The organism is Paenibacillus sp. KACC 21273, assembly GCF_028736095.1.
GTDB classification, from domain to species: domain Bacteria; phylum Bacillota; class Bacilli; order Paenibacillales; family Paenibacillaceae; genus Saccharibacillus; species Saccharibacillus kyungheensis.
In genome coordinates, this window is the sequence record NZ_CP117876.1 from 1,720,179 (window position 1) to 1,746,213 (window position 26,035).

The 26,035-nt window shown below is 34.0% G+C and carries 21 protein-coding genes and 1 tRNA gene; 21 read left to right on the forward strand and 1 reads right to left on the reverse strand.

Going from position 1 to position 26,035, the window contains the following annotated elements:
- The first annotated feature begins 23 nt into the window (after window positions 1-23).
- The 19 genes from PQ460_RS07830 to PQ460_RS07920 all read left to right on the forward strand — a co-directional run bounded on the left by PQ460_RS07830 (window position 24) and on the right by PQ460_RS07920 (window position 24,371).
- On the forward strand, window positions 24-2,480 hold the full coding sequence (locus PQ460_RS07830) for a PfkB family carbohydrate kinase (RefSeq protein WP_274172278.1): 2,457 nt from the start codon (window positions 24-26) through the stop codon (window positions 2,478-2,480).
- Window positions 2,477-4,753 (forward strand): GH32 C-terminal domain-containing protein, encoded by a 2,277-nt coding sequence (locus PQ460_RS07835; protein WP_274172279.1) that lies wholly within the window; start codon window positions 2,477-2,479, stop codon window positions 4,751-4,753. Before PQ460_RS07830 ends, PQ460_RS07835 begins: the two co-directional genes overlap by 4 nt.
- Before the next feature lie 31 nt (window positions 4,754-4,784).
- Window positions 4,785-8,750, forward strand: coding sequence for a GH32 C-terminal domain-containing protein (locus PQ460_RS07840; RefSeq protein WP_274172280.1), 3,966 nt, complete (start codon window positions 4,785-4,787; stop codon window positions 8,748-8,750).
- Between the two features lie 273 nt (window positions 8,751-9,023).
- Window positions 9,024-9,695, forward strand: a complete 672-nt coding sequence (locus tag PQ460_RS07845) for a uracil-DNA glycosylase (protein ID WP_274172281.1) — start codon at window positions 9,024-9,026, stop codon at window positions 9,693-9,695.
- Between the two features lie 28 nt (window positions 9,696-9,723).
- The gene (locus PQ460_RS07850) at window positions 9,724-10,140 is read left to right on the forward strand and encodes a hypothetical protein (protein WP_273613057.1); all 417 of its coding nucleotides are present in this window, start codon (window positions 9,724-9,726) and stop codon (window positions 10,138-10,140) included.
- Between the two features lie 168 nt (window positions 10,141-10,308).
- Window positions 10,309-12,207 carry an Ig-like domain-containing protein gene (locus PQ460_RS07855; RefSeq protein ID WP_274172282.1) on the forward strand — a complete coding sequence of 633 codons (1,899 nt, stop codon included), beginning with the start codon at window positions 10,309-10,311 and terminating at the stop codon, window positions 12,205-12,207.
- Window positions 12,208-12,414: 207 nt separating this feature from the next.
- A complete protein-coding gene (locus tag PQ460_RS07860) occupies window positions 12,415-12,681 on the forward strand; it encodes a hypothetical protein (protein WP_273613055.1) in 267 nt (88 codons plus the stop codon).
- A gap of 147 nt (window positions 12,682-12,828) precedes the next feature.
- Window positions 12,829-12,900: transfer RNA gene (locus PQ460_RS07865), tRNA-Val, on the forward strand.
- Window positions 12,901-13,010: 110 nt separating this feature from the next.
- The gene (locus PQ460_RS07870) at window positions 13,011-13,934 is read left to right on the forward strand and encodes a tyrosine-type recombinase/integrase (RefSeq protein WP_274172283.1); all 924 of its coding nucleotides are present in this window, start codon (window positions 13,011-13,013) and stop codon (window positions 13,932-13,934) included.
- Between the two features lie 1,136 nt (window positions 13,935-15,070).
- Window positions 15,071-15,532 carry a hypothetical protein gene (locus tag PQ460_RS07875; RefSeq protein WP_274172284.1) on the forward strand — a complete coding sequence of 154 codons (462 nt, stop codon included), beginning with the start codon at window positions 15,071-15,073 and terminating at the stop codon, window positions 15,530-15,532.
- A 44-nt stretch (window positions 15,533-15,576) separates the two neighbouring features.
- The gene (locus PQ460_RS07880) at window positions 15,577-16,479 is read left to right on the forward strand and encodes an SU10 major capsid protein (protein ID WP_274172285.1); all 903 of its coding nucleotides are present in this window, start codon (window positions 15,577-15,579) and stop codon (window positions 16,477-16,479) included.
- A gap of 94 nt (window positions 16,480-16,573) precedes the next feature.
- Window positions 16,574-16,753, forward strand: coding sequence for a helix-turn-helix domain-containing protein (locus PQ460_RS07885; RefSeq protein WP_274172286.1), 180 nt, complete (start codon window positions 16,574-16,576; stop codon window positions 16,751-16,753).
- A 161-nt stretch (window positions 16,754-16,914) separates the two neighbouring features.
- Window positions 16,915-17,724, forward strand: a complete 810-nt coding sequence (locus tag PQ460_RS07890) for a hypothetical protein (RefSeq protein ID WP_274172287.1) — start codon at window positions 16,915-16,917, stop codon at window positions 17,722-17,724.
- Window positions 17,725-17,782: 58 nt separating this feature from the next.
- Window positions 17,783-17,956: a hypothetical protein gene (locus PQ460_RS07895; RefSeq protein ID WP_274172288.1), complete on the forward strand. Its 174-nt coding sequence runs from the start codon at window positions 17,783-17,785 to the stop codon at window positions 17,954-17,956.
- A gap of 21 nt (window positions 17,957-17,977) precedes the next feature.
- Window positions 17,978-19,306: a hypothetical protein gene (locus PQ460_RS07900; protein ID WP_274172289.1), complete on the forward strand. Its 1,329-nt coding sequence runs from the start codon at window positions 17,978-17,980 to the stop codon at window positions 19,304-19,306.
- A gap of 525 nt (window positions 19,307-19,831) precedes the next feature.
- Window positions 19,832-20,233 carry a hypothetical protein gene (locus tag PQ460_RS07905; protein ID WP_274172290.1) on the forward strand — a complete coding sequence of 134 codons (402 nt, stop codon included), beginning with the start codon at window positions 19,832-19,834 and terminating at the stop codon, window positions 20,231-20,233.
- A 113-nt stretch (window positions 20,234-20,346) separates the two neighbouring features.
- Window positions 20,347-21,939, forward strand: a complete 1,593-nt coding sequence (locus PQ460_RS07910; RefSeq protein WP_274172291.1) for a phage terminase large subunit family protein — start codon at window positions 20,347-20,349, stop codon at window positions 21,937-21,939.
- A gap of 24 nt (window positions 21,940-21,963) precedes the next feature.
- Window positions 21,964-23,334 carry a phage portal protein gene (locus PQ460_RS07915; RefSeq protein WP_274172292.1) on the forward strand — a complete coding sequence of 457 codons (1,371 nt, stop codon included), beginning with the start codon at window positions 21,964-21,966 and terminating at the stop codon, window positions 23,332-23,334.
- A 587-nt stretch (window positions 23,335-23,921) separates the two neighbouring features.
- Window positions 23,922-24,371 (forward strand): hypothetical protein, encoded by a 450-nt coding sequence (locus PQ460_RS07920; protein WP_274172293.1) that lies wholly within the window; start codon window positions 23,922-23,924, stop codon window positions 24,369-24,371.
- Between the two features lie 12 nt (window positions 24,372-24,383).
- Here PQ460_RS07920 and PQ460_RS07925 read toward each other — a convergent pair whose 3' ends face one another.
- Complete coding sequence (locus tag PQ460_RS07925) at window positions 24,384-24,647, reverse strand: helix-turn-helix domain-containing protein (RefSeq protein ID WP_274172294.1); 264 nt, start codon at window positions 24,645-24,647, stop codon at window positions 24,384-24,386.
- Between the two features lie 132 nt (window positions 24,648-24,779).
- On the opposite strand from PQ460_RS07925, the gene PQ460_RS07930 reads away from it, so the two are divergent.
- Both PQ460_RS07930 and PQ460_RS07935 read left to right on the forward strand, forming a co-directional pair.
- On the forward strand, window positions 24,780-25,490 hold the full coding sequence (locus PQ460_RS07930) for an FxLYD domain-containing protein (protein ID WP_274172295.1): 711 nt from the start codon (window positions 24,780-24,782) through the stop codon (window positions 25,488-25,490).
- 197 nt (window positions 25,491-25,687) lie between these two features.
- Complete coding sequence (locus tag PQ460_RS07935; RefSeq protein WP_274172296.1) at window positions 25,688-26,032, forward strand: hypothetical protein; 345 nt, start codon at window positions 25,688-25,690, stop codon at window positions 26,030-26,032.
- Window positions 26,033-26,035: the final 3 nt, after the last annotated feature.

Consider the following 26,035-nt stretch of genomic DNA (forward strand, 5'->3'; position numbering starts at 1 on the left):
TAGAGAATAGGTGGAGAACAACTGTGCTTGATGTTATTGCTATTGGAGAATTATTAGTCGATTTTACCCCGGCTGGACGTACAGCTGACAATAATCAACTTTTTGAGTGTCATCCTGGAGGTGCGCCAGCTAATGTAGTGACTGCATTGTCCCGTCTAGGAGCAAGTACTGCATTAATCAGTAAAGTAGGAGGTGATCCATTTGGTTCGTTACTACATCAACGATTGTTAAATGGTGGGGTAGATGTATCCGAAGTATCTTTTACAGACGAAGCGAGTACAACGCTTGCTTTTGTTCATTTGGATGATGAAGGCGATCGCTCATTTAGCTTTTTTCGTAAGCCAGGGGCCGATACTTTTTTGACAGCAGCGGATATTTCATTGGAGCGGATTCAACATTGTAAAGTGCTGCATTTTGGTTCGGTATCGTTGACTCATGAACCTGCACGTAGTGCGACTCAGACTGCCGTTATGCAAGCCAAAGAATCAGGGGTACTTCTTTCATTTGATCCAAATCTACGGATGTCTTTATGGGAAAGTGAACAAGAAGCCAAGCAACAAATATTATGGGGAATAAATCATACGAATATTTTGAAAGTATCAGAAGAAGAACTGTATTTTATATGCAACACCAATGATATTGAAAAAGGTTCTTTAGAGCTACAACACCAATTTGGTATTCCATTGATCGTAGTGACTTTAGCCGAAAAAGGTTGTTATTACCGCTTATCTCATCTGGATGGATATGTAAAGGGTTTCCGAGTTGACACTATCGACACTACAGGTGCTGGTGATGCTTTTCTAGGTTGCTTGTTATATCACATTCTGAAGAGCGACAGTGCTTTAGAACATATGACAACACAACAAATGATAAGTATGCTTACTTTTGCAAACGCTGGAGGAGCATTAGTGACTAAACGAAAAGGGGCTCTTGAAGCGATGCCAACCCTAGATGAGATTGAGCAATTTATAAAGTTAAATCAACAGCATAAAAATGATGTATTCAGACCCGGTTTTCATTTTGCACCTGTTGCTAACTGGGCGAACGACCCGAATGGATTAGTGTATTACGAAGGGATGTATCATCTTTTTTATCAATATCATCCGTACAGTACTAAATGGGGACCGATGCACTGGGGACATGCTGTTAGTGAAGACCTTATCCAGTGGCAACATATGCCAATAGCTTTATTTCCGGATGAACATGGAGCGATTTTTTCGGGTTGCTGTGTTGTAGATTGGAATAACAGTAGCGGATTATTTGCAGACTCTCATGGGTTAATCGCTATATTCACTCATGCGGACACTCATCCAGATACCGACCAACCCCGTCAACGTCAGAGTCTAGCTTACAGTAGTGATCAAGGGCATACGTGGCACAAATACACTGAAAATCCTGTTATCACCGAAAAAGATTTGATCGATTTCAGAGATCCTAAAGTGTTCTGGCATTCGCAAAGTGCTCACTGGATTATGGTGATTGTGGCAGGCGATCATGCAAGATTTTATAAATCCCGCAATTTATTAGAATGGTCGTTCACCGGAACATTTGGCGAAGGTCAAGGTTCACATGATGGCGTATGGGAATGTCCTGATCTATTTGAATTACCTGTAGATGACAGCGGGTATTCCAAGTGGGTGCTTATTATAAGTATAGGAGATCATCCTGAATGTCCTGAAGGATCGCGAACACAATATTTTGTTGGAGATTTTGACGGTCATACATTCAGAAATGATCATCCTCAAGATCATATTATGTGGTTGGATTATGGTAGAGATAACTATGCAGGCGTGACTTGGTCAGATATTCCTGAACATGATGGACGCCGTGTGATTATCGGCTGGATGAGTAATTGGAAATATGCTAACGACACACCTACAGATTTATGGCGGGGTGCTATGACTCTACCACGTGTCTTATCTCTAACTTCTAACAACGGGTATACAACATTAACTCAAATGCCTGTAGAAGAAGTACAACAGTTACGTGAACAATCTCGACGTTGGGAAAATATCTTGATTACACCTACAACTTCTTTTGTACAGTCTACTCATCACGATCTATTCGAAATAGATGTAGAAATAGATATGCGCTCGCAAAACGAAGTTCATATTATTTTCAAATCTTCACAACAAAGTGAAGTGATTGTTGGTTACGATCCTGTACAACAGTGGTTATTTATTGACCGCTCCCGTTCAGGGATAACAGATTTTCACCCTTTATTTGCTGCTAAACATGGCGCTCATCTAACGATAGAAAACGGACAACTACATCTGCGTATTTGGGTAGATCGCAATTCGATAGAAGTGTATGCCAATCAAGGTATTGTTGCACTCACTGATCAGATTTTTCCTGATGCTCCACTTGAATCTATCGAGATCAGTCCGAAATCAGGTCAAACGACACTAACGTCTCTTCAATTGCATACACTGAAATCTGTGGACATACAAGATGCTAGTGCATGGGGGGCAGATATATGAGTCACCTGGCAGAAGAGTTTGGATTGATGATGTATTGGAACTTTGAGGAAGGTCAAGGATCAAGTACTGTAGAGAATATATCTCAAGTTCAAGATCCTATACATTATGTATTTCGTTCATCAGAGTTGCAACCACATGATCCACAGTGGAGAAAAGGCGTTGTCGGAAGTGGGCTGCTATTTGATGGATATTCAACGTATATTGCTCATACATTGGATAAGAAAAGTATAGGTAGTGAAGCGACTTCTTTCTCTGCATTGACGATAGAAGTATGGGTAGCACCACGCTCCTATGATTGGGGGAACGAAGGCAAGCTAACAGCTATTATTAATCAGCATCATATCGAGCGAAAACAAGGCTATTTGCTAGGGATGTCCCGACATGGATCATGGTCTTTTCAAGTGGGGCTGGATACAGGACAGTGGAAAGAAGTCTGGGCACCTGCTGGATATGAACTTCCCAAAAATACATGGTCTTGTATCCATGCTGTATTTAAAGGAGATCATGGAGAACTCAAATTGTATTTGAACGGTAGAGAAATAGCTTGTACTGACGTACCTACAGGCTCTCGACTTATTCAAGCGGAAGATACAGAGCTAATTATTGGTAAAAACAATCATAGCAGTGTGCTTGCTGACGTATTTCATCTTCAAATGTTCAGTGGCATTCTCGATGAACTCAAAATATACAATCAAGCACTGGACACAGAGCAGATTGCTTCTTCTTATCAGCATGTATTAAATAGTATGCCTGAAGGTACACATCCACAGTTGGCGTATGACGAGATCAAGCTAGATCGCACACCATTATTACAAGATCGACATCGACCACAATATCATGCCAGTCCACCTGCTCACTGGATGAATGAACCACATGCACCGATTTATTTTGAGGGGCAATATCATTTATTTTATCAACATAATCCTTTGGGACCGTTCTTTTATCATATTCATTGGGGACATTGGGTGAGTAACGATCTTGTACACTGGCGTGATCTTCCTGTAGCGCTAGCTCCTGAAAATGATCATCTTTCCCCTGATGGCATCTGGTCTGGAAGCGCCACTTATGATGTGAATGGGCTACCTGTTTTGTTCTTCACAGCAGCCAATGACAGTCTTTCTCCCAATCAAAGTGTAGCGCTGGCAGAAAGCACTTATTTGCAAAATCATGATCTTGATCTTATGCAATGGACTAAACATCCAGATTCTCTGATGGTACAACCCGATGGAATAGGTGCATTTGGAGATTTTCGAGATCCTTTTGTATGGAAAGAAGATGATCGATGGTTAGCTTTAGTAGGTTCAGGTATTGAAGATGTAGGTGGAGTGGCACTTGCATTCTCTTCAGAAAATATGCTGGATTGGACGTATAAAGGTATCTTTTATCAAGCTGACCTTCAGAAATATCCTTATCTTGGGCCAATCTGGGAGTTGCCAGTTTTTCTTCCGCTAGGAATCGATCAGCATGGTCAGCATAAGCATATTTTGTTAGTTAGCCCTGTAGGAGAAGGTGCAGATGTTGAAGTGTTCTATTGGATTGGACAGCTGGATGAGCAACAATTATTATTCATACCGGATCAAGAAGAACCTCAATTAATCGATGTAGGAGATTTTCATTTTACAGGTCCGAGTGGAATGGTTGATCCCAAAACAGATCGAAAAATTATTTTCACCATTGCGCAAGGCGATCGCACTTCTGAACTAGAATATCAGGCAGGTTGGGCTCACAATGCAGGGTTACCACTAAGTATATATTTGAGAGAAGATGGACGTTTAGGAATAGAGCCTATTCAAGAGCTTCAATCACTGCGTAGAAAAAGACATTTATCGTTCCAAGAAAAGTCGTTACGAGAAGCTAATGATCTTCTCAAGCATGTTCAAGGTGATCGACTTGAGATTCAGGTCGAACTCCAATCCAGTACGGCTCAGAAAATAGGGATTAAAGTTCGGTGTACACCGGATCGTGCAGAAGAAACATTGCTATATTACGATAAAAATGATGCTCAGTTGTCGGTCGATCGTACCAAATCAACACTGAATCCTAAAGAGGTCTGTACAGGTATTCAAGGTGGAACATTAGACATTAATGATGATCCGTTGAAGCTTCATATCTATCTGGATGGTTCTATGATCGAAGCATATGCCAATGGGTTGAAAAGCTTAACGACCCGAGTATATCCTAGCCGGCCAGACGCTTTGGAACTGGAACTTTGGAGTGATGGAGAGTTAGAAGTGATATCGATAGAAGTATGGGAGATGCAATCGATTTGGTAAAAGTGCTTTATACGATGAAGGAGGCTATTTAATGAACAATATCAAGAGTAAACAATCTTGGATTTCCAAATTGAGTATTCCGATTATCATTCTTCAATGTATCACTCCTCAAATATCAGCGGCAGCAGCACCTAAATCTACGATAAGCAACATTTCGATTTCGCAGAAAAATATCGAATCATCCGTAACAGACGCAGTTTATCAAAATCCTCCATTATCTGCGACACAAGCAGTTTATGAGATTACCAATCCAGGTTTTGAGACAGGAGATCTTACAGGCTGGACGGTTGTCGAAGGGAATGCATTCGGCCCGAACAGTGTATCCAACGAAACAACATGGTGGGCTGAAAAAATTCCATATAATCAAGAAGGATCTTATCATCTAAATGGTTGGAAATATGATGAATCGGCTACAGGTACACTTCATTCAAGTACTTTCGAGCTTGGTGGAACAGGTTGGATTACATTTAGATTAGGCGGAGGTAAGCATAATAATGAATCCTATGTGAACATTATTGATGCGGCTACAGGCAATTCTATTGCTAAATATGGTAATCATGCTTTTAATGAATCTGGATTCCCTAATCCCAATCAAGGATTAAGACTTGCAAATATGGAGCAGTATAAAGCAGATTTGTCTAAGTATATAGGGAAAAAGCTATATATTGAGATTGTCGACCATGCAACCTCCGATTGGGGACTACTCTTTGCAGATGATTTCAAAACGCTGTATACAAGCATTCCCCAACAAGGCATAGTAGCAGAAAATATGACTCCAGTTGCCAGTATTCCCGGTGAAATTAAAAATCGTAGCTTTGAGACAGGGAATGTTGAAGGTTGGACAGTAGATGGCACTCCTTTTCAAGTGACCGATGAATCTCAAACGGGCAAAGAAGGACAATATTATGCCAAGTCTTCTTTGGAAGGAATAGGTTCATTAACTTCCAGTACGTTCAAACTTCAAGGAACAGGCATCATAAACTTTACTATTCTTGATATCGTCCATCCAGAGGATGCATATGTTGCATTATATGATGCACAAACAGATATGCTACTGAAAAAGACAGACACTGTCAGTGTCAATCAGAAGATCTCATGGCAACTCAAACAATATTACAATAAACAACTGTACCTGAAAATTATCGATCAATCCGATCAAGCCAGTATTGCTGTTGATGCTTTTCAAGCCAACAATATAGGTACTATTTTTGATATGGATTTTGATGAAGGTACAGGAAAAAAAGCATTAGAGAAAGTCACAAATATTGAACATGATGTGAATTATGTATTTAACAATGCTAGATATATGGATTCTAAAGATCCCAGATGGACTTCACATGGAGTAAAAGGTGGAGCATTACTATTTGATGGATATTCGAATGATATTCAGATCGAAGCCAAAGACACTGTTGCTGTCAATGATGCACTTACGATCGAAGCTTGGGTGGCTCCACGTAGCTATGAATGGGGAGATGGTAATAAGCTATCGACTATTATAAATCAGTCTAACCCGGATCAAGCAGAAGGTTTTGCACTGGGAATGTATCGACACGGCACATGGTCAATGCAGTTAGGAATCGGTGGTCAGTGGATTCAAGTATGGGTTAAAGATCACCCGCTTGAAAAATACAAATGGAATTATATCACGGGCACTTTTGATAAAACAGAAGGTGTGATTAAGTTGTATTTGAATGGTCAGCAAGTAGCCTCTCAGGCAACACCTGTTGATGTTCCTATTACTCCTTCTTCTGCAGATTTAATCATTGGGAAAAACAACAATCCAGTAGAACTAGCAGGCCTATTTTCATTTAATATGTTTAGCGGGCTGATAGATGAATTGAAGTTATACAACAAAGCCCTTACTTCTCAAGAAATTCTAGCTGAATATGAAAGTGTAAAAGCTCTGCATGAAGGCAATATTCCAGCTATTCCAAATGGTGATATTGATGAAGATCCTGCTGTGTTTGATGGAGATCAGCATCGTCCACAATATCATGCAATGCCACCACAAAATTGGATGAATGAAGCACATGCACCGATTTACTTTAACGGAAAATATCATTTGTTTTATCAACACAATCCGCAAGGACCTTTCTGGCATCAAATTCATTGGGGTCATTGGGTCAGTGATGATATGGTGCATTGGGAAAATGTAAGACCTGCACTTGCGCCAGAAGCAGGCAGTCTAGATCCTGATGGGACATGGTCAGGAAGCGCAGCGTATGATCGTGAAGGTAATCCGGTCTTATTTTATACAGCCGGAAATGATTCATTATCTCCTAATCAGCGTACAGCTTTAGCCAAACCTGCAAATCTGGCTGATCCTAATTTGGAGAAATGGGTGAAGCATCCTACACCGGTGACCGAACAGAATAGTAAAGGGATTCCGAATGAATTCCGCGATCCTTTTGTATGGTATGACCAAGAAACCGATAAGTGGTATCAATTAGTAACGTCCGTTATCCAAGATTTTAGTAGTGGTACAGCGTTGGTCTATGTATCCGATGATATGTATAATTGGGAGTACAAAGGGCCTTTATATGTAAGTGATCGAACCCTGTATCCTGAACTGGGTACAGTATGGGAATTACCTGTATTACTACCAATAGGTAAAAATAGTGCAGGCAAAGAAAAATATATTTTTATGATTAATCCACATGAAAAACCAGAACATGTTGCTCCAGCAAATGATGTGCAACGAGATGTTGAAGTCTTTTACTGGATCGGCACATGGGACCGAGAACATTTCAAATTTATACCGGATCAAGAAGCACCTTCTAAGCTGGATGTAGGTGACGGCTATTTAACCGCTGAAAGTGGTATGGTCACACCAGACGGTAGAACAGTGATTTATTCGATGGTGCAAAATGTAAGAACACCGCAAGCCGAATATCAAGCGGGTTGGGCTCATAATTTAGCATTACCGATTTCGCTGAGTTTGGATAGTAAGGATCAATTACAGATTAAGCCGATAGAAGAATTACAGAGTCTACGAGGAGCAAAAGTGGTTGATTTTAAAAATAAAAATCTACAAGCCGCTAATCAAGCGATTCAATCGGTCAAAGGCGATATGTTAGAAATCGTCATGGAAATCGATCCTAAAGAATCTCAGAAGTTTGGAATTAAAGTTAGACGTTCGGATAAAGGCGAAGAGGAAACCTTAATTTATTATGATAAAACCAATGGAACCTTTAATGTTGATCGTAACAAAAGTAGTGTAGATCCTGATGTACGTGTCGATGGGATTCAGGGTGGATATGTAGCCCTTGATGGAGAAAATCTGAAGTTGCATATTTTCCTAGATCGTTCGGTTGTTGAAGCTTTTGCTAACGATAAGAAAAAGCTGACTACTCGTGTCTATGTCGGTAGATATGATTCGCTTGGATTACAAGTCTGGGCAGATCAAGATATTCAGGTGAAGTCGATGGAAGTATGGAATATGAATGCATTGACTGGTGAATCTGCTGCCCCTGTAGATGTACCCGCTGATTGGGATAATACGAAATACACCAATATTAAAGACTTGCCTAATCACGATTTTGCTACTGGTGATCTTACAGGATGGATTACCGAGGGGAATGCTTTCCAAAATGTCCATGTTACCAATCAAAAGTTTTTCTGGGATACGATTTATTTCAATCCTTCACACAAAATTCCGGGTGGATACCATTTATGGGGATTCAATGAACAAGCTGGAGGAGATAGCTTAACAGGCAAGTTGCAATCACAACCGTTTATCCTTGGTGGAAATGGGAATATTAATTTCTTACTCAGTGGAGGTCGTGATATTGATAAGTTATATGTAGCACTGGTGCGAGCATCGGATGGCAAAGAGTTATTCAAAGAAACAGCCACCAATTATGAAGAGTATCAAAGAAAGGTTTGGGATGCATCTGCTTATATAGGACAAGAACTCTATATTAAAGTAGTGGATCAATCTACAGGAGGATTCGGACATATTAATGTCGATGACTTTAATGTACCTGTTCGCCAATAGAAAGATACAAAGTAGATACACTATTCGTTCATGATAATAGATCTTCTAGATTCTTGCCTTTAGAGTCTGGAATACGCTATAATACAGACGCATAGCAACATTTACTTTCTATTATAAATGTTGCTCATAGGTGAACGGTGAGATCCTTAGCATTCAAGTAGGTATACGTGTTTATCATAAGTACACCTATCGTATAAAGGACTGACTCATGAATAATGGGTTGGTCCTTTTTTTGTCAGACTACAAATCATTGAATAAGAAAGGATGTTGTATATGTTCGGTAATGATTGGGATGAAGTGCTCAAAGATGAAATGGAGAAACCTTATTTTCAACAGCTAATGACATGGTTAGATCAAGAGTATGAAGAAGCTGTAGTCTATCCGCCACGTGATTTACTTTTTCAAGCGTTCCGATTAACACCATATGCTGAGGTGAAAGCTGTAATTTTGGGACAAGATCCTTATCATGGAGCAGGGCAAGCAGAAGGATTAAGCTTTTCGGTCATGCCAGGGGTACGAGTACCGCCATCGTTACGTAATATCTACATAGAGTTAAAAGAAGATCTAAATATACCGACACCGAATCATGGTTCGCTTGTACAATGGGGCAAAGAAGGTGTTCTTTTGCTCAATACCGCATTAACAGTCAGAGAATCCAAGCCTGCTTCACATCGAGGTAAAGGATGGGAGCAATTCACCGATGCAGTGATTCATGCGTTGAATGATCGCTCAGAACCAATGGTGTTTTTGTTGTGGGGCAATCATGCCGCTGAAAAAGAATTTTTTATCGATCAAGAGCGTCATTTGATTATTCGGTCAGCTCATCCCAGCCCATTTGCAGCTCGCAAAGGATTTTTTGGAAGCAAACCTTTTTCACGTACCAATGAATTTTTAGAGCAACATGGAGAACGTCCAATCGACTGGCATATTCCAAATATCACATAAAGATTCATATTTCAAGGGAGGTGAAAAGATGAAGCATTGGGAAGGTAAAAAAGTAATGGTTACTCGTGACGATGAATATACTTCTAGATTATATGGTACGATCCAGTACTGGGACGAAAGCAAAAATCGATTGATTTTACAACCAGGAGCGATCAATGTGCTATTAAATGATATTTTGTATATCAAAGAATTAGAACAGTTACCTCAAGAATTAGAATCTTCTGCCGCAGAACTGAATCATATCGGGTATGTTATGAAATTACCGGTGCAATTCGATAATGCTATTCTTTTCGGCTCCCAGGTTATGATCTGGCAAGGCGATCGATTGGTTGAATTACAGGCTAAGATTATAAAGCATGATCATCAACAAGTATTTTTAGGGAATGGTCGTATTTTGCGCAAATCAGATTATCGATTTATTGTTCGCTCTCTACGTGGATGCTGAACAGTTTACTAGTGAAAATACACCTTGATTTTCCAGAAAAAGAAGAGAATTTACAGGACTATAGCCTTATTTTGGATCAATTGTCTTCAAAAATATAGTATTCCAACCGATATTAATACAGGAATGGACAGAGAAGATCACAAATACGTTATACAAGGAGAGAAATTAATGACACATACTGCCAAAATGGCAAAATGGATGCTTGCACTTGTTATCGTAGCGAGTACACTATTTCCAGCAGGAGTTTTCGCAGCAGACAGCAGTGCGGTATCACTCAAATTTTCAGACGACAATGCTTTAACTCTATCTCTAGATGATGATGCTACTGACTTAACAGTATCCACAGTAGACGGTTCAGGCAATACAGAAGATGTATCTGATGATGCAAAATGGACTTCTTCCGCATCTACAGTAGCTACTGTCAAAGCAGGAACAATTACCCCCGTCGGCACAGGTACAACAACAATCACTGCTAAATATGGCGATCTATCTGCTACTAAAAAAGTAACAGTGACTTCACCTTATACAGCATTAAAAATTTCACCAGAAGTAGCAGCAAATGTAACGATCGGACAGCCTTATACATTCAAAGCAACAGCTACCAAAACAGACGGTAGTTCAGAAGATGTAACTTCTTCAGTAACATGGTCTACATACAGTGCAGCAGTAGCCACTGTATCTCTGGGTACGGTAAAAGGAATCAAACAAGGTACAACAACAATTACAGCTAGATATGCAGGACTTGCAGATACACAAACGATTTATGTACGTTCTTCTTTCCAGGGTCTAATGTTAACACCTGAAGAAGATCAAGTAATGTTTATCGGTGATACTCCAAAACAAATTAAAGCAGAAGTAGCAGATGCCACTCGCGTTCCTACAGATGTGACGAATGATGTGAAATGGACTTCATCTAATGCAATCAACGTAACAGCAGACAACGGTTTGCTAACTCCATGGGTAGAAGGTACTTCTACAATCAAAGCAGAATATGAAGATTATACAAAGAGCTTCAAAGTGACTGTCTACAAAACAATGAAAAAAGTAGAAGCTAGTGTAGATTCAATTGATTTGGTTACAGGAGATAGTGCTACACTTCCTAAAGTAACAGGAACAGCAGTAGATGGAACAACTGTAGATTTGTCTAAGCTTGTAGAATGGAGTGCAGGTGATGGAAGTATTGCTTCAGTCACAAGTACAAAAGTAGAAGCTGAAAGCGAAGGTAACGTTAATTTAGTGGGTACAATTGGTGATCTTAAAGTGACTGTACCGGTATCGGTTCAGACCAAACTACTTGTATTGACACCAGACGTAACAACATTAAGTATTGTGGTTGGTGAGACTGCAAGCTTGCCTAAAGTAGAAGCAATGACAGTAGAAGGTTCTACCGTTGATGTAAGCAATGATATCGATTGGACGTCTTCTTCTGAAAGCTTATTGTTAACAGGTTCCAAAGCAAAAGCTTTATTAAACGGTAAAGCAACGCTTAAAGGAACATACCTTAACAAAACAGTTAAAGTTGCTGTAACGATGGAACCAAAAATTAAATCAATCACTGTTACACCAGATGTGGTTGAGTTGAATATCAAAAAGAGCAAAACTATTAAAGCAGTAGGAATCTATGCTGCAACAGGTAAATCGGTAACATTGTCTACTAAAATGAATTGGGTTTCTTCGAATCCTTCTGTAGCGACTGTTAAAGGATCAAGTGTTAAAGCACTGAATCTAGGAACAACAACGTTAACAGGTTCGTATCAAGGATTAACATTGACAGTTAAAGTGAATGTAACTGCGAAGTTGAAAAAATTAACGTTCTCTGAAAAAGCGTTGAAATTGACTGTAGGCGATGCTAAATCTGTTCAAATCGTAGCTGAATACGATACAGGTACCAAAGTCGATGTTACCAAAGAAGCATCATGGACAAGTACTAAAGCAAATATCGCTACAGTAACTGAAGGTAAAATCACAGCACTTGCTAAAGGTACAACTACTATTAAAGTAGAATATGGCGATAAAAAGCTATCAACTACAGTAAATGTAAAAGAAGTTGTACCAGCCAAACAATAATCATATCGGTTTACTGGATGTGATCGATATAACTTTAAGACTCTACCTAATAAGGTAGAGTCTTTTTGTATAACAAGGATATTCGGGTGGAGAAGGAAAGATATAATGGTGGGCTTGCCAAAAGGCATTACTTCATTTAAAATAAGAACAAAAGTTCGCATATAGTTATAACTACATATTATGAGATACTGTTAGGAGAGATACAGCATGTTAGAAGATAACGAACGCAAATTGTTACGTATTTTATATAACTTCTTTTCACTATATCGTCGTATGCCAGAATGGAGAGAGTTATCGTTTAAGACAGGCAAAACCACCAACGAACTCAGTCAAATCTTATTGTCTTTGGAAAATAAACAATACATATACTGGGATAGCAAACTTGAAGTGAACAGTATCGTCATGATTCAGGGCTGGGAGCGCAAAGAAAAGACAGTACTGCCTCTTCCAGAGTCTTATTGGACACAATATTGAAGTACATATACAACAGACGTGGCGGAGTCTATACCCTGCCTAACAGGAAGTATGAATCACTACTAGAGAGAGCATAGTCGTATGCAAGCAATTGATTGACAACACTATAAATTCTTGATATTATATGGAAGTTGTCATACTTATTTTGACCTGTTAGCTCAGCGGGAGAGCACTATCTTGACAGGGTAGGGGTCAGTGGTTCGATCCCACTACAGGTCATACATGGTTTTATACAAAGTTTTAGATAGTGTTCTAGTTGGAACATGAATCTACATAAAAAGCCACTTTCTATTTAGGACACAATCTTAAATTAGAAGGTGGTTTTTTGTATGATTATGAAATTTGCAATTCAAGAGTTTAAAGATGACAGAGAGTATCGTAATTTATCAGTGAAGACAATTGAATCCTATATGTTAACATTGAATGAATTTCAAAGATTTTGTGCTGAACATGAAATTATAAATATTAATGATATAAGACAATCTACAGTGAAATCTTATCTTCTCTACTGCCAAAAAGAACGCAATAATAATCCAACTACACGTAACAGTAAACTTCATACAATCAAAATATTCATGAATTATTTACAAGAGATTGAACTGTTTGAAGCGAAGAATAATCCTATAAAGGGATTACGGTTTGTAAAAGAAGATATACAAATACAGACATTTACAGACTATCAAGTAAAACAGATGTTAAATTATTATCGTAGAAAAAAGGAAAGAAGATACTCCTTCCATGCTTATAGAAATTATACAATGATTGTATTTTTATTAGGTACTGGTGCAAGACTAGGAGAAATGAGAAATTTAACTTGGCATAATACAGATTTGCTTCAAGGTCATATTGTCTTGTATGGTAAAAAGCGTGAACAATCATCTATCCCTTTAACTGAAAAATTGATAAAAGAGTTAATGGAATACAAGATATTTTGCGAACAGTATTTTGGGAAATTATCAGATCATGTATTTGTAAGTGAGGATAAAAATGAACCTTTAGCAGTTGATTCTATAAAAGGAATCTTTAAGCGTTTGAAAAATGATATGGGATGGACAGATGTAAGAGTAAGCGCCCATACATTCCGTCATTATTTTGCTAAACAATACCTCATGTCGAATGGAGATTTATTTTCATTGCAAAAGATGCTTAGACATTCTCAAATTTCTATGACACAGCGTTATGTTAATCTATTTGCAAATGATCTAAAGAAACTTAATAACGAGTTCAATCCACTCAATAATATTGATGTATGAATTAACATTAAGACAGGAAATAATACTCCTGTCTTTTTATTATAGTAATTAATAAGTATGGAGTAATATAAAGTGTCTAGGACTTTATACAATCTTATGTATTAGTTTCTTTTATAATATAAATCATATTATTGAAATGTCTTAGAATTGATGATAGGGGCTTAGAGATATAACGAAATTATAAAATGAATACAGAAAACGTTCAAAATAGAAAAAACTAGCGAAAGCAAAACTATCAAAAATAACAGACAATACCTTATAAAAAGGACATAAAAAAATGAAAATTTGAATATTCATTATATGGTAGAGTTCAAAAATGAAAAAATGAAATTTTAGGAAAAGCAAAATAGTAAAAATGATAATTATCAAATAAAACCTAACATTTTTATCAAAAACATAACTACACTACAAAGGAGAAAAAATTTATCTACAAAAAGTTTGAAAATTAACAAAAAATTAAAAATTCCTACAAAGTAATTAAAATATGTATCTAATATAACCACATTTTATGTATTTTATTTAAAGGTAGTAAAAGGTTTGCATATAGTGTAAAACGAAAAAAATTAAAAACATGGACAAAGCAAAACTATCAAAAACGTCAAATAATACCCTATAAAAATGATACAAAAAAACGAAAATTTGAATTTTTATTATATGGTAGAGATCGGAATATGAAAAATGAAGATTTCTAATAAAATGTTATAAAAGCCAAACTATTAAAAACATCAAATAATACCTTGAAAAAATGATATAAAAAAACGAGAATTTGAATATTCATTATATGGAAGAAATTAAAAATCAAATTTTGTCGATAAAGCAAAACTATAAATTTACAATAAAGTTAGATAAAACCTAACATTTTAATCAAAAAGATAAGTATACTACAAAGGAAGAACCACTCATTGATGTCATATCTTAAATGATGTGTCATGAATGAAGGGTTTTTTGCCATTCCCTTCAAACTTTATAATTATTTATAGTTTATTCTCTCCTAGAATAAATTGTATAGGTATGTCTACCGTATATGACACACTATTCTATTTCTATCTTTGACTAATAATCAATAGTTGAGGATAGAAATTTTTATTTAATTTATTAAGTCTATCAATGAAACTTCTAAGAAAGGATGTGTAAGAATGGATCAATCGCAAGAACAATCTTCGCAAGAACAACCCCTTATGACATTTAGTGATGAACAACAATTAATTATTGATGGATTACTAAATGATGCTAAAACACAATGGGAAGCCGATATTCTAAATCCAATTATGGCTGAACGAGATGCTTTAAAGCCACTAATAAAATCAGAAGCAGAGAATCAACTCGAACATCGTGAACAAGAATTATTTCAAAAAGAAATTAGTTTTGAATTAAAACAATCAGGATTATATGATTTTGCTGAATTTTTTAATGTTAAGGATTCAGAACAGTTACAAGAAAAAATCATAAAACTGAATACGATTCTTAATGAACGTCAAATCAAAAATTCTTATGTTCCAGAAAATCACAAGTCACAAAGTCAGTATGAGCAAGCCCAATCTAAAGGCAATGTACAAGATATGATTAGTGCAAAGTTAAGTAAAGTATTTGGCAAGTAAATACATAATAAAACAAAAATAATAATTAAAAGGATGATTATATTATGACAACTTTTTCAAGTGCAGATTTCACTTCTGCTCAATCCGTATCATTAGTTCAAGAAATGACATTAGTGGGTATTCAAGACGCTCCCTTGCTGTCCTTGTTAACTGCAAAAGGGAATGTATTTAGAGCAGAAGGTCGTATTCAGACGTGGGTAGAACGAGCGTTAGATGCTTCAAATGCGAGTGTGCCAGAAGGTCTTGACCCTATTACGAATACAGTTAAATCAGGTCGGAGAGAATTATCTAATCCCCTTGAAATTTTCTTGAAAAGTTCTAAAGTTTCAGGTACGGCTCAAGCAATTGCAAATGGAACTTTAACACAAGAAATTCAAGCAAGACTTATTGAAATTAAAGTTGCTATGGAAAAAGCAATGATCACTGGTACTCGTGCAGATGGTTCTACAGGAGACTTTGTACGCCATATGCAAGGCTTAGAGAATTGGGCAACTACAGCAAATACAGTAACGGCTACATCTGTATCAGAAAATGCTATTAAATCTGCTGTACGTAAGTTATTTGATAATGGTACAAACACTGGTGATATTGTAGCAGTAATGAATGCAGATATGAAAGAATTGGTTGATAGCATTTATGCAGATAAATTCTCATATCAACATAATGTAGATGTTGGTTTTGGTGCAAATACATTCGGATTAAAAGTAGATGCGATTCAAACCAACTATGGAACGCTTTATATTTTGCTTGAACGTAACGCATCTGCAAATACGATTACTGTAGCAAATACAGATTACTTACATATTGATTATCTTCGTGCTCCACACTTTGAACCATTGGCTAAAACAGGCGATGCTGAAGGTGGCTTTGTTGTAGCAGAAGCAACTTTACGTGTAGATTCTCCATTAGCAGTATCTAAACTTGTTATTGGTACAGCAAGTAAATAATAAATAATTAGAGTAGGGGATTTGCTTCCTCTACTCTTTTTAATTAATAAATTAAGTATAGGGAGAAAGTGAAATGAATGAGGAAAACATTAGAATGGAATGGAAACTTAAACGGATTAAAAAAGCAATAAAACAAAAAGAAATAGCAAAACAATTAAACGTGAGTGCGGCACTTATTAGTTATTACGAAAATAATAAATCGAGTATGTGTAATCATCTTATTGACCAGTATCAAAATATTATTAATATGGATCAAGGTAAATCTAATATATAAAGGACGGTGCAAGAATGAAGGGATTCAAACTAACTCCACATTAGGGGTTATTGTAAAATGCATAACATTATACATAAAACAATAATCTAAATTAAATGGGAGTAATACAAAATAGGGAGCAATACAATGTAAGAGTTAGATGAGATCAGTTCATCTAACATATGAAGCAATCAATTAAAAAAGCATTTCCGCAATGGGTTAATGATACAAGTGAACGAGGAAAATATGATTTATGTATGTCTGATGATTTAGACAGTTTGTTGTCATGCTATATGTTGAATAGATTTTTTAGATATAAAGTTAAATATTTTTACAATTTTGAGCAAATGTATAGATCTAATTTTTCTACCCAAAAGGAAATAATCTATGTAGATATAGCCATCGAAGGAGAAGGGATGACTTGGGATAATCATGTTGTATCTATTCAAAAAGATGATAAAGTTAATCCAAATTCAGCCAATTTAAATGCTATTAATCATATTCATTGTGCTAATTATTATACTAAGTACTGTGGCTCAACTTTATTACAAATTATGAGTTATTATAATATTTCTTTACCAAAAGATAGAGAAAGATTACTTGTATTACTAGCAATTGATAGTAGTTATCTTGGTCATTATGATATGCGATATAAACAAGTACATAATCAATATTTTATAAATTTAGGATTTGAACATCTTATCCAATTTTTAGATAGTGTGACTAAACAAGACTTTAATAAAGTTAATAGTAAATATAGTTTAAAGAGTAAAATCAATCTAAATACTAATGGAAAACTAGAAACTAATATTAAATTAGAAATGTTAAGTGAATTATTTGGTTTTAAATTGTCTTTACCAGAAATATCATTTATAGAAAAAGAGCAATTCACTAGAGGAGCATACTATATTGATTCTAGTGTTACTTATAAGCCTAATGTGTTTAGTTTTGCTTTAACAGCAAAAGATCGTTTTCAGTATACCAAAAAATAATTAGATAGATTTATCAATCAACATATATATGGGATATATCTATAAGGGAGGTGATCGAATGGAAGATACATTTTTTTATGTATATGATCGTAAACTTGCAAAGCATTTAAGATATGATCATGGGATTGAATTTGTCTGCACAGGGTTACACACTAAGACTAAAGATCAATTTTGGATGTTTAAAAAGAATGAAAACTTATATCGAATTCTAGTTGAATTCAAAAAAAATTAAACAGCAAAAGGAATGGTAATAATGGAGGGTACAAAAAAATCAATGAAGCCAATTAGGGTTGTAGACAGTATTATGGGTTCGGGTAAAAGTACGGCTGCTATTCAAATGATGAATCAAAACGATGACAAGCGATATATATACATCACCCCGTTTCTAAATGAGATTGATCGTATTAAACGTGAATGTTCTTCCAAAATTTTTTATTCACCAGAGAACTATGATAAAGATGGGAATTTCAGATATAAAATGGATTCCTTTATCACATTACTATCTGAAGGTAAGAATATTGCTTCAACTCATGCTTTATTTAAAGAAATTAGTATAGAAGTCATTGAATTGATTAAATCAGGGGGATATATTTTAATTTTAGATGAAGTGATGGATGTAGTAAGTGATTTTCCAGTTAAAGAAAGAGATCAGAAAATGTTTATGGATAATCAATTCTGGTATAAAGATGAACATGATTTTATGCAATGGAATATAGATAACACTGATGCCAATGAATATGATGGTAGATTTAATGATTTGAAACAAATGTCCTTAAATAAAAGTTTAAAACAATATTCTAATAATACGATGATATGGTCATTTCCTTATCAAATATTTCAAGCATTTGATGAGTGCTATGTTTTAACTTATTTATTTGATGGTCAAATTCAAAAGTATTATTTTGATCTTCATCACATTCCTTATGAAAAATATACAGTTGAATTTACAGGCTTTGGTGATTACTTTCGACAATTTATTAAAGGGAATAATCACGAGAAAGAAATAATGATCAGACATAATTTGAAGCAGAAAATTCATATCTATGAAGGCAATTTAAATAATATTGGTGAGAATGATAAAAATAGACTTACAGATTTAAGTAAGTCATGGTACAACAATAAGAAGAAAAAAGAGTTACATAAACTATTAAAAAATAATATGAACAACTATTTTAAGAATATAGTCAAGGCTTCGGCTTCAGATAGAATATGGACAACGTTTAAAGATTTTCAAGATGATATAGGTGAAAAAAGAAGATATGGTGCAAGTTTTTTATCATGTAATATTCGTGCTACTAATGAATATAGAGATCGTAAACATGTAGCCTATTTAATTAACAGATATATGCGTCCAGTGATTACAAATTATTTTAGTCAATATGATGTTAAAGTGGATCAAAATTTGTGGGCTGTAAGCGAGTTAATCCAATTCATTTGGCGTTCTGCTATTCGTGAAGATAATGACATACATGTCTATATACCTTCTAAACGTATGAGAATGTTATTCATACAATGGTTAAATGGAGAAGATATTATGGTGGACACTAATATCCCAGTAGGCTTATCTGATGACTCTGAGTAAATTATGAACACAACTTGTGTCTAACTGACATCAAAAATGTAAGGAAAAAGCAGATAAATATGCCTCCTATTCTTAGAGTAATATAGTATCAATTGAAGTATTAATAAGAATAAATCATAACAAGAGCCTGAACGGCTCAGGGGTTAAAAATGGGTATTTATTTTTAACCGATTGGCGAGAGTTCGGTCTTAATCTTAGATTCTAATATGTAAATCATCCTATTCCACATTAAAATAGTGATATAAGGATTGCGTCTCATTTATCGGGAAAAGCGCCCTGCTAAATGTTCCGTGCTTAACTTTTTCCTTTTAGTCAAAAGTACGCTCATTATTTATCTATTGAATAAGAAACTATAAGGTGAAGAGGATTGGATAGAATGATAATTAAGGGGATAGTTACAATGAATAAAATAGTTAAAATGGCTAGTCAAGAAATACTTAAAAGTACTATCATTATTCCACTCTACATTACAGGTGGATATTTAATATCTCACATTATTGTTGGAATAATTTAAGAAGGGAATGGATGAAATTGACAATTGAAGAGATGTTAAAACGGTTACCGATGAAGAAGGCTATGTATATCAAATTTAAATTCAATCTATGGTTCGGTAGAGAAAAAAATATGACAGCAGAGCAATTTCTGAAACAAGTAGATTTAAAAAGTTTTGCTACATACGATAGATGGGAACGTACAGAAGAGTTCAAACATATCACAAGTATTGTACTTGGTGCTAAACAAGCAGAGGATTTAATTATGATTTATGATTTGTGTAAAAAAAAAGTAGAAAATGCAAAAAATCCAGAACCTAAAGATATAGAAATGTTATTAAAATTACAACGTGAAATTAATTTACATCGAAAAGAAGCAGAAAAGTTTTTTACATCGAGTGAGGATAAAGAAGAATACGATGAATTAGACTTATAAAATAGAAATAGTCGCAGGGATGCTTTCCCATACGACTATATACATCATACATAATTATTAGGAGACAGTCAATTTATGGCTGTCTTTTTCTATCTAAAGGAAGGGAATTAAATATGGTTGTAAAATCAGACACTAGAAAATCAAACTTTGATTTAGTTATGCAAGACTTTAAATTATTTGCTAAAAACTTTCTCAAAATTATAGATAATCAAGGAGATACTATTCCATTTGTTTTAAATAAAGAACAAACAGAGTTTATAGATACTATGGAAAAATTTAATATAATTTTAAAGGCTAGGCAGATTGGATTTAGCACGCTAAGTTTAGGTTTATGTCTTTGGAATGCTATCAATAAACCAAATACACAATACATGATTGTTTCTTTATCCTCTGAAAGTTCCTCTACTCTATTTAGTCGCTTAAAATTCATGAACGATAATCTTCCTAGAAAAAAATATCCAAATAAATTTCCTACCACAACTAGAGATAATAGAAATGAATTGGTGTTATCTAATGGTGCTCGTATTCTAATTGCTACAGCACAAGGTAATAACAAAGAAATAGGTAGAGGAAGTACGTTATCTTATGTTTTATTATCAGAATTTGCTTTTTATACTGGAGATCAAAAGAAGATTTTAACTTCCATAGAACAATCCTTAGCCAAAAACGCAGATAGTAAAATTGTTATTGAAACTTCAGCCAATGGAACAAATAATCACTATTTTGATTTGTTTATGAAAAGTTGGAAAGGTAATACTAAATGGAAACCCTTTTTCTATAACTGGATGGCAGATGCATATAAAGAGCAATTTAGATATGAACATGATATAGCGGAGCAATGGTATATTGCCAGAATAAAATCGAGATTAAGTGTTAAAGATTTAGGAGAGGAAGAAAAGAAACTATATGATCTAGGTGCTAATTTAAGAATGCTAATGTGGCGAATATGGAAGTTGACTAGTATGGATTTAGCCGATTTTCAACAAGAATATCCTAGTTTTCCAGAAGAAGCATTCCGTAGTTCAGGAAATACCGTATTTAAACAATCTATTATATTAGAGCGTATAGAAAATTTGATTCCTGAATTAATTAAAGAAGAATTGAAATTAGATTTACCTGATACTTTACAAAAATTTATTGGCAAAGGCTTACACGTATTTCACTTACCTAAACATAGCATAAAGTACTATGGAGGTTGTGATACAGCCAGTGGATCGGGTGCAGATAATAGTACAATTTCAATCATAGATAATGAAGGGATACAAGTATGTACATTTGCTAACAACAAAGTTAGTGTGTACGAATTTGCTGAGATTATTAATAGTCTAGGAAGATACTATAATTATGCATTTCTAGCCATTGAACGAAATTCTTATGGATTACCTGTTATAGAACGATTAAGACAAGACTATGAATATATGAATTTATATAAACATAAAACGTTTGGGAATAATGGGCAAAAGAAATTGATATTAGGATGGCTAACTACGGACAAATCTAAAGCAATTATGATTAGTGACTATAAAGAGCAATTTGAACGTAAATTAATGTTGATTCATTGTAGAGATACCTTACAAGAAATGATGATGTTTATAGATTATGGTGGGAAAATGGGGAACCGAAAAGGTGCAAATAATCATGATGATTTAGTGATTGCATCAGCACTTTCTATTCAAGCCATGAAAGCGAATAAGTGGTACGTATAAATTACATATAGAAGGAGTTTTAACATGAAACATATTAATAATCCATTATCATATACAACAGATGGAATATATTTATCTTATGATAGTAAAGACGGTTTAATACAAGGATTTATAAATGATTTTGGCTACGGAAATGAGTGGTTTGTAGAATACTGTAGTGATATTCATCAACAAACACGTATTACGGATATCCTTGATACTAAAGAATATCTATCTGGACAACATGCTATCAATACTCGTCCTAATGAAATGTTTAACGGTAAAGTGTTTGTGCCAAGAAAGATTGTACTTCAATATGCTAAGCGATTACTTGAGTTCTCAACAGCATATTTAGTAGGAAATAAAATAACATTGACAGGACATGAAGAAGTCGTATCTGCTATTAAAGAAGTATACAAAAATGGTTATGACAAAATTGACTTTGATAATGTATCTAATGTGAATAGATATGGAAATAGTTATGAGTATGTTTATATTAAAGATGGGAAGATTACATCTAAAATATTTGATCCTGCTGATAGTTATCCTGTATTTAATAGTGAGAATGAATACATTGCTTTTGTAGAGTTCTATACAGTACATAATGTGAGTTTCTATAATATCTATTATCCCGAACGTGTAGAAAAACATTCTAACGCAGGAGGAAGTTTATTAAAAACAGGAACATACAGTAATTTAAGTGGATTGCCGACAATATATAAAAATGATAATCCATTAGATAGCAACTTTGGTCGTAGTGATCTTATTGACTATAAAAGCATTTTAGATTCAATGGAAGATTTATTATCAAAGAGCACTGATGCTTTTTATAAACATATTGTAGGTATACCTATTGTTAAAGGTCAACAATTGACGAATGCAGGATTACCTACCGAAATTGTTGGCGGTGGTCTTGTTTTAGATAGTGATGCAGATTTTAAATTTGAAAATAATGAGTTTAATCATGATGCGTTTGAAACCTTATATAAACATCTTATGATGAGTTTACTAGATATCTCAAGTACTCCTGGTGTTGTTCTAGGTAAGACAGATATTAGTAACTTGAGTGAAGTTAGCATTAAACTTTTATTCAGTCTAAGTAATTTAAAAGCGATGATCAGTGAGAAGTTTATTAAGGAAAGCATTAAAGACAGACTATATAAGATTAGAACATTGTTAGAGTACAAAGGAATCAAATTTACAGATGAACAATTTAATACAATTGATATTGTATTCCAATATGCTATGCCACAAAGTGAAAAAGATGTGATTGATAATTTATCTAAATTGAAAGAGATGGGAGCCATTAGCATCGAAAGTATATTAAGTCAATCTCCGTATACAAATGATATAGTGGCTGAGATGGCAAGATTAAGTAAAGAGAATAATAAAGATACAGAAGATGCATATAACTAATGTAATAAAAACAATACATGAAAAATTCATAATAGTAAAATGATAGTTATGTATAAAACAAAGTAAACAGTGCAATATAACTTAAAAGTGTAATATCGACTCACGCTTACTGTCTTAGGGGACTATAACAGACACTTAATGTCGTTATAGTTCTTATATCAAATTGATCAGTAGATTATAATAATCAAAAGTTAGAAGTTAAATTTTATGAATAACTATGATATTAGTGAGAGAATATAATATTTATCATCTTATATGTAATTATATTCATATTTAATGGGTCTAATTTACCTGATAAGGATCGTTATAGGGTAAATAGGACACCATCTAGTATAGATAGTGGTCTATTTTGACGTTAAATTGATGAATAATAGAGTTGAATAAGGATCATTTGTACTATTATACATATAAAATCTTTTGATAGTTAAATATAATATTATTAATATAGGTATGATTACCCTAAAAATTTAAAATGATTCCACAGCATACTCATTTTCACACTGAAGAAAAAAATATAAAAATTGGAAAATTAAAGTAAGGTATCATATTGTATGGTATTTATGAACTAATAATTTAGGAGGGATTATATGTTATTAAATTCTGAAGAGCCTATTGAGAATATTGAACAGATTGAAATTTTAATCAAAGAAATATTTGGGATTGAAGGTTTTTCTCTTGAAAGAATTTTAAAACAAATAAATTATGAAGAAATTTTATTGAGACAAGATAATTACTATATTGATGGAACTACTAAAGAATCATACGAAGTTATCTTGTTAGAGGCTATTTTGAATGAATTAAAGATTTTAAGCGAAACTATAGAAACAGAAATAAAAAAATTACACATTTCTACTAATATATATGAGCGATTAGTAACTTATTCTAAGATTAATGATAATGATAATAAGATAATAAATAGAATAAGCACATTTAAGCCTACTAATTTATTTGAATATAGTAAGAAATTGAATAAAATAGAAAATTTAGAAATAGATATTTCTGAGCGATTAAATTTTAAAAAACAAAAGCACTCCTAAATGGGGTGCTTCTTACATATCCTCTAAATTTTTCATTCGTTCATGTTCTAATTCAACCATTTTAACAAATTGACTAGGTGTAATATTAAGCGCTTTGGATATATCAAATATCTTAGTTAAGGAAGGTTCATTCAATCCACGTTCTAACATAGATATGTAACTACGATCTACATTACATGCAAATGCTAAATCTTCTTGATTCATATTATTCTTGATTCTAAGTGTTTTAATAATCTTTCCAGTTAATGATTTTAAGAGAATAGTTTCATCAGGCAAGAAAAAAACTCCTTTTTAACTATTATCATTTTGATTCATATAACCGATACAGATAATATAGTCCACAAAATGGATATTAATGTATATTTATATTGGTTTTGTGAATACATATGACAATAGGAGGAGTTAATATTGAAACGAAATAGAAATTTGAAAATAATTATATTAGGTGTATTAGTTGTGAATTTATTTGGACTTCTACTTGGTTGCCAGTCTTCCACAAAAGAACATGTGGCTCAAGCAAGTTCTAGTCAAATTCAACAGCAGAGTAATTATTATCCTACAGAGGAAGAATTAAAATCTATAAGTGGTATTGAGCAAGCAGAGATATTAACAAAAATAATAAATAATTTAGAAATTATTAATAAAAAAGGAACAAATATATCACAAGACTCTAAATATTTAAAAGATAAGTACATTACCTTATTAGGAGAACACTTTGCTATTAATGAATTAATTACTAATGATTTAATTAAAGCAGATATTAATACACGTAAAGCAAGAATAACTAAATTTGGAGAAATGACTGCTAAAAAAACAACTAAAGATTATGTAGATTCTTATGTTCCAGAGTTAGAAATAACAGATAAGAATGCTAAAGTTGATGATAGTTATATTTATGTTACTGGTGCTGTAAAGAATAATACTAAATATCCAGTATATTATGTCAAAGTAAAGGTTGAATATTTAGACGTATCTAATAATGTGATTGATTCTGATTGGACATATGTTAATTCAGGAGATGGATTACAGCCTAATGCTCAAAAATATTTTGATATGATGACTAGAAAAAATGGAGATACTAAAAATTATCGACTATCAGTAATAGATTTTCAAAATTAATACGTAAATTGTAAGTCACTCTTTATTGAGTGGCTTTTTTATATATCAAATTATAAAAGGGAGAACAAAGTTTATGTTTAAAGTACCACTTAAACAACGAATTATTTATAGTCTTATTATCTTTTCTATGTTTGCTGATATCTTGTATATCTTTCATGGATGTTATCAATTAATCAAAAATTAAAGGAGGAATACTTATGGTTATGACTAACCTTGAACGTATAAAAATAGAAATCGGCATGTCTATTCCAGACGATCAATATTCTATTTATTTAGAGGAAGAAGGACTAAGACCTACAGATACATATGATTCACAATCTGAAGTGTTCAAACGCAAGTTATTAATGACTACATTATCTATTCTTAATTCAATAGCCAATAATCCATCTTACATGAAGAATTATAAAGAGGATGATATTACTATTTCTATGTTTGCTGAGAATTTACAAAATCGCATTGAACAAATAGAACGTAAAATTAGAATGCTTCCTATTGTAGATCAACAAAAGTCTTCTAATGTGTTCTTTTTATTTAATCAATAATAT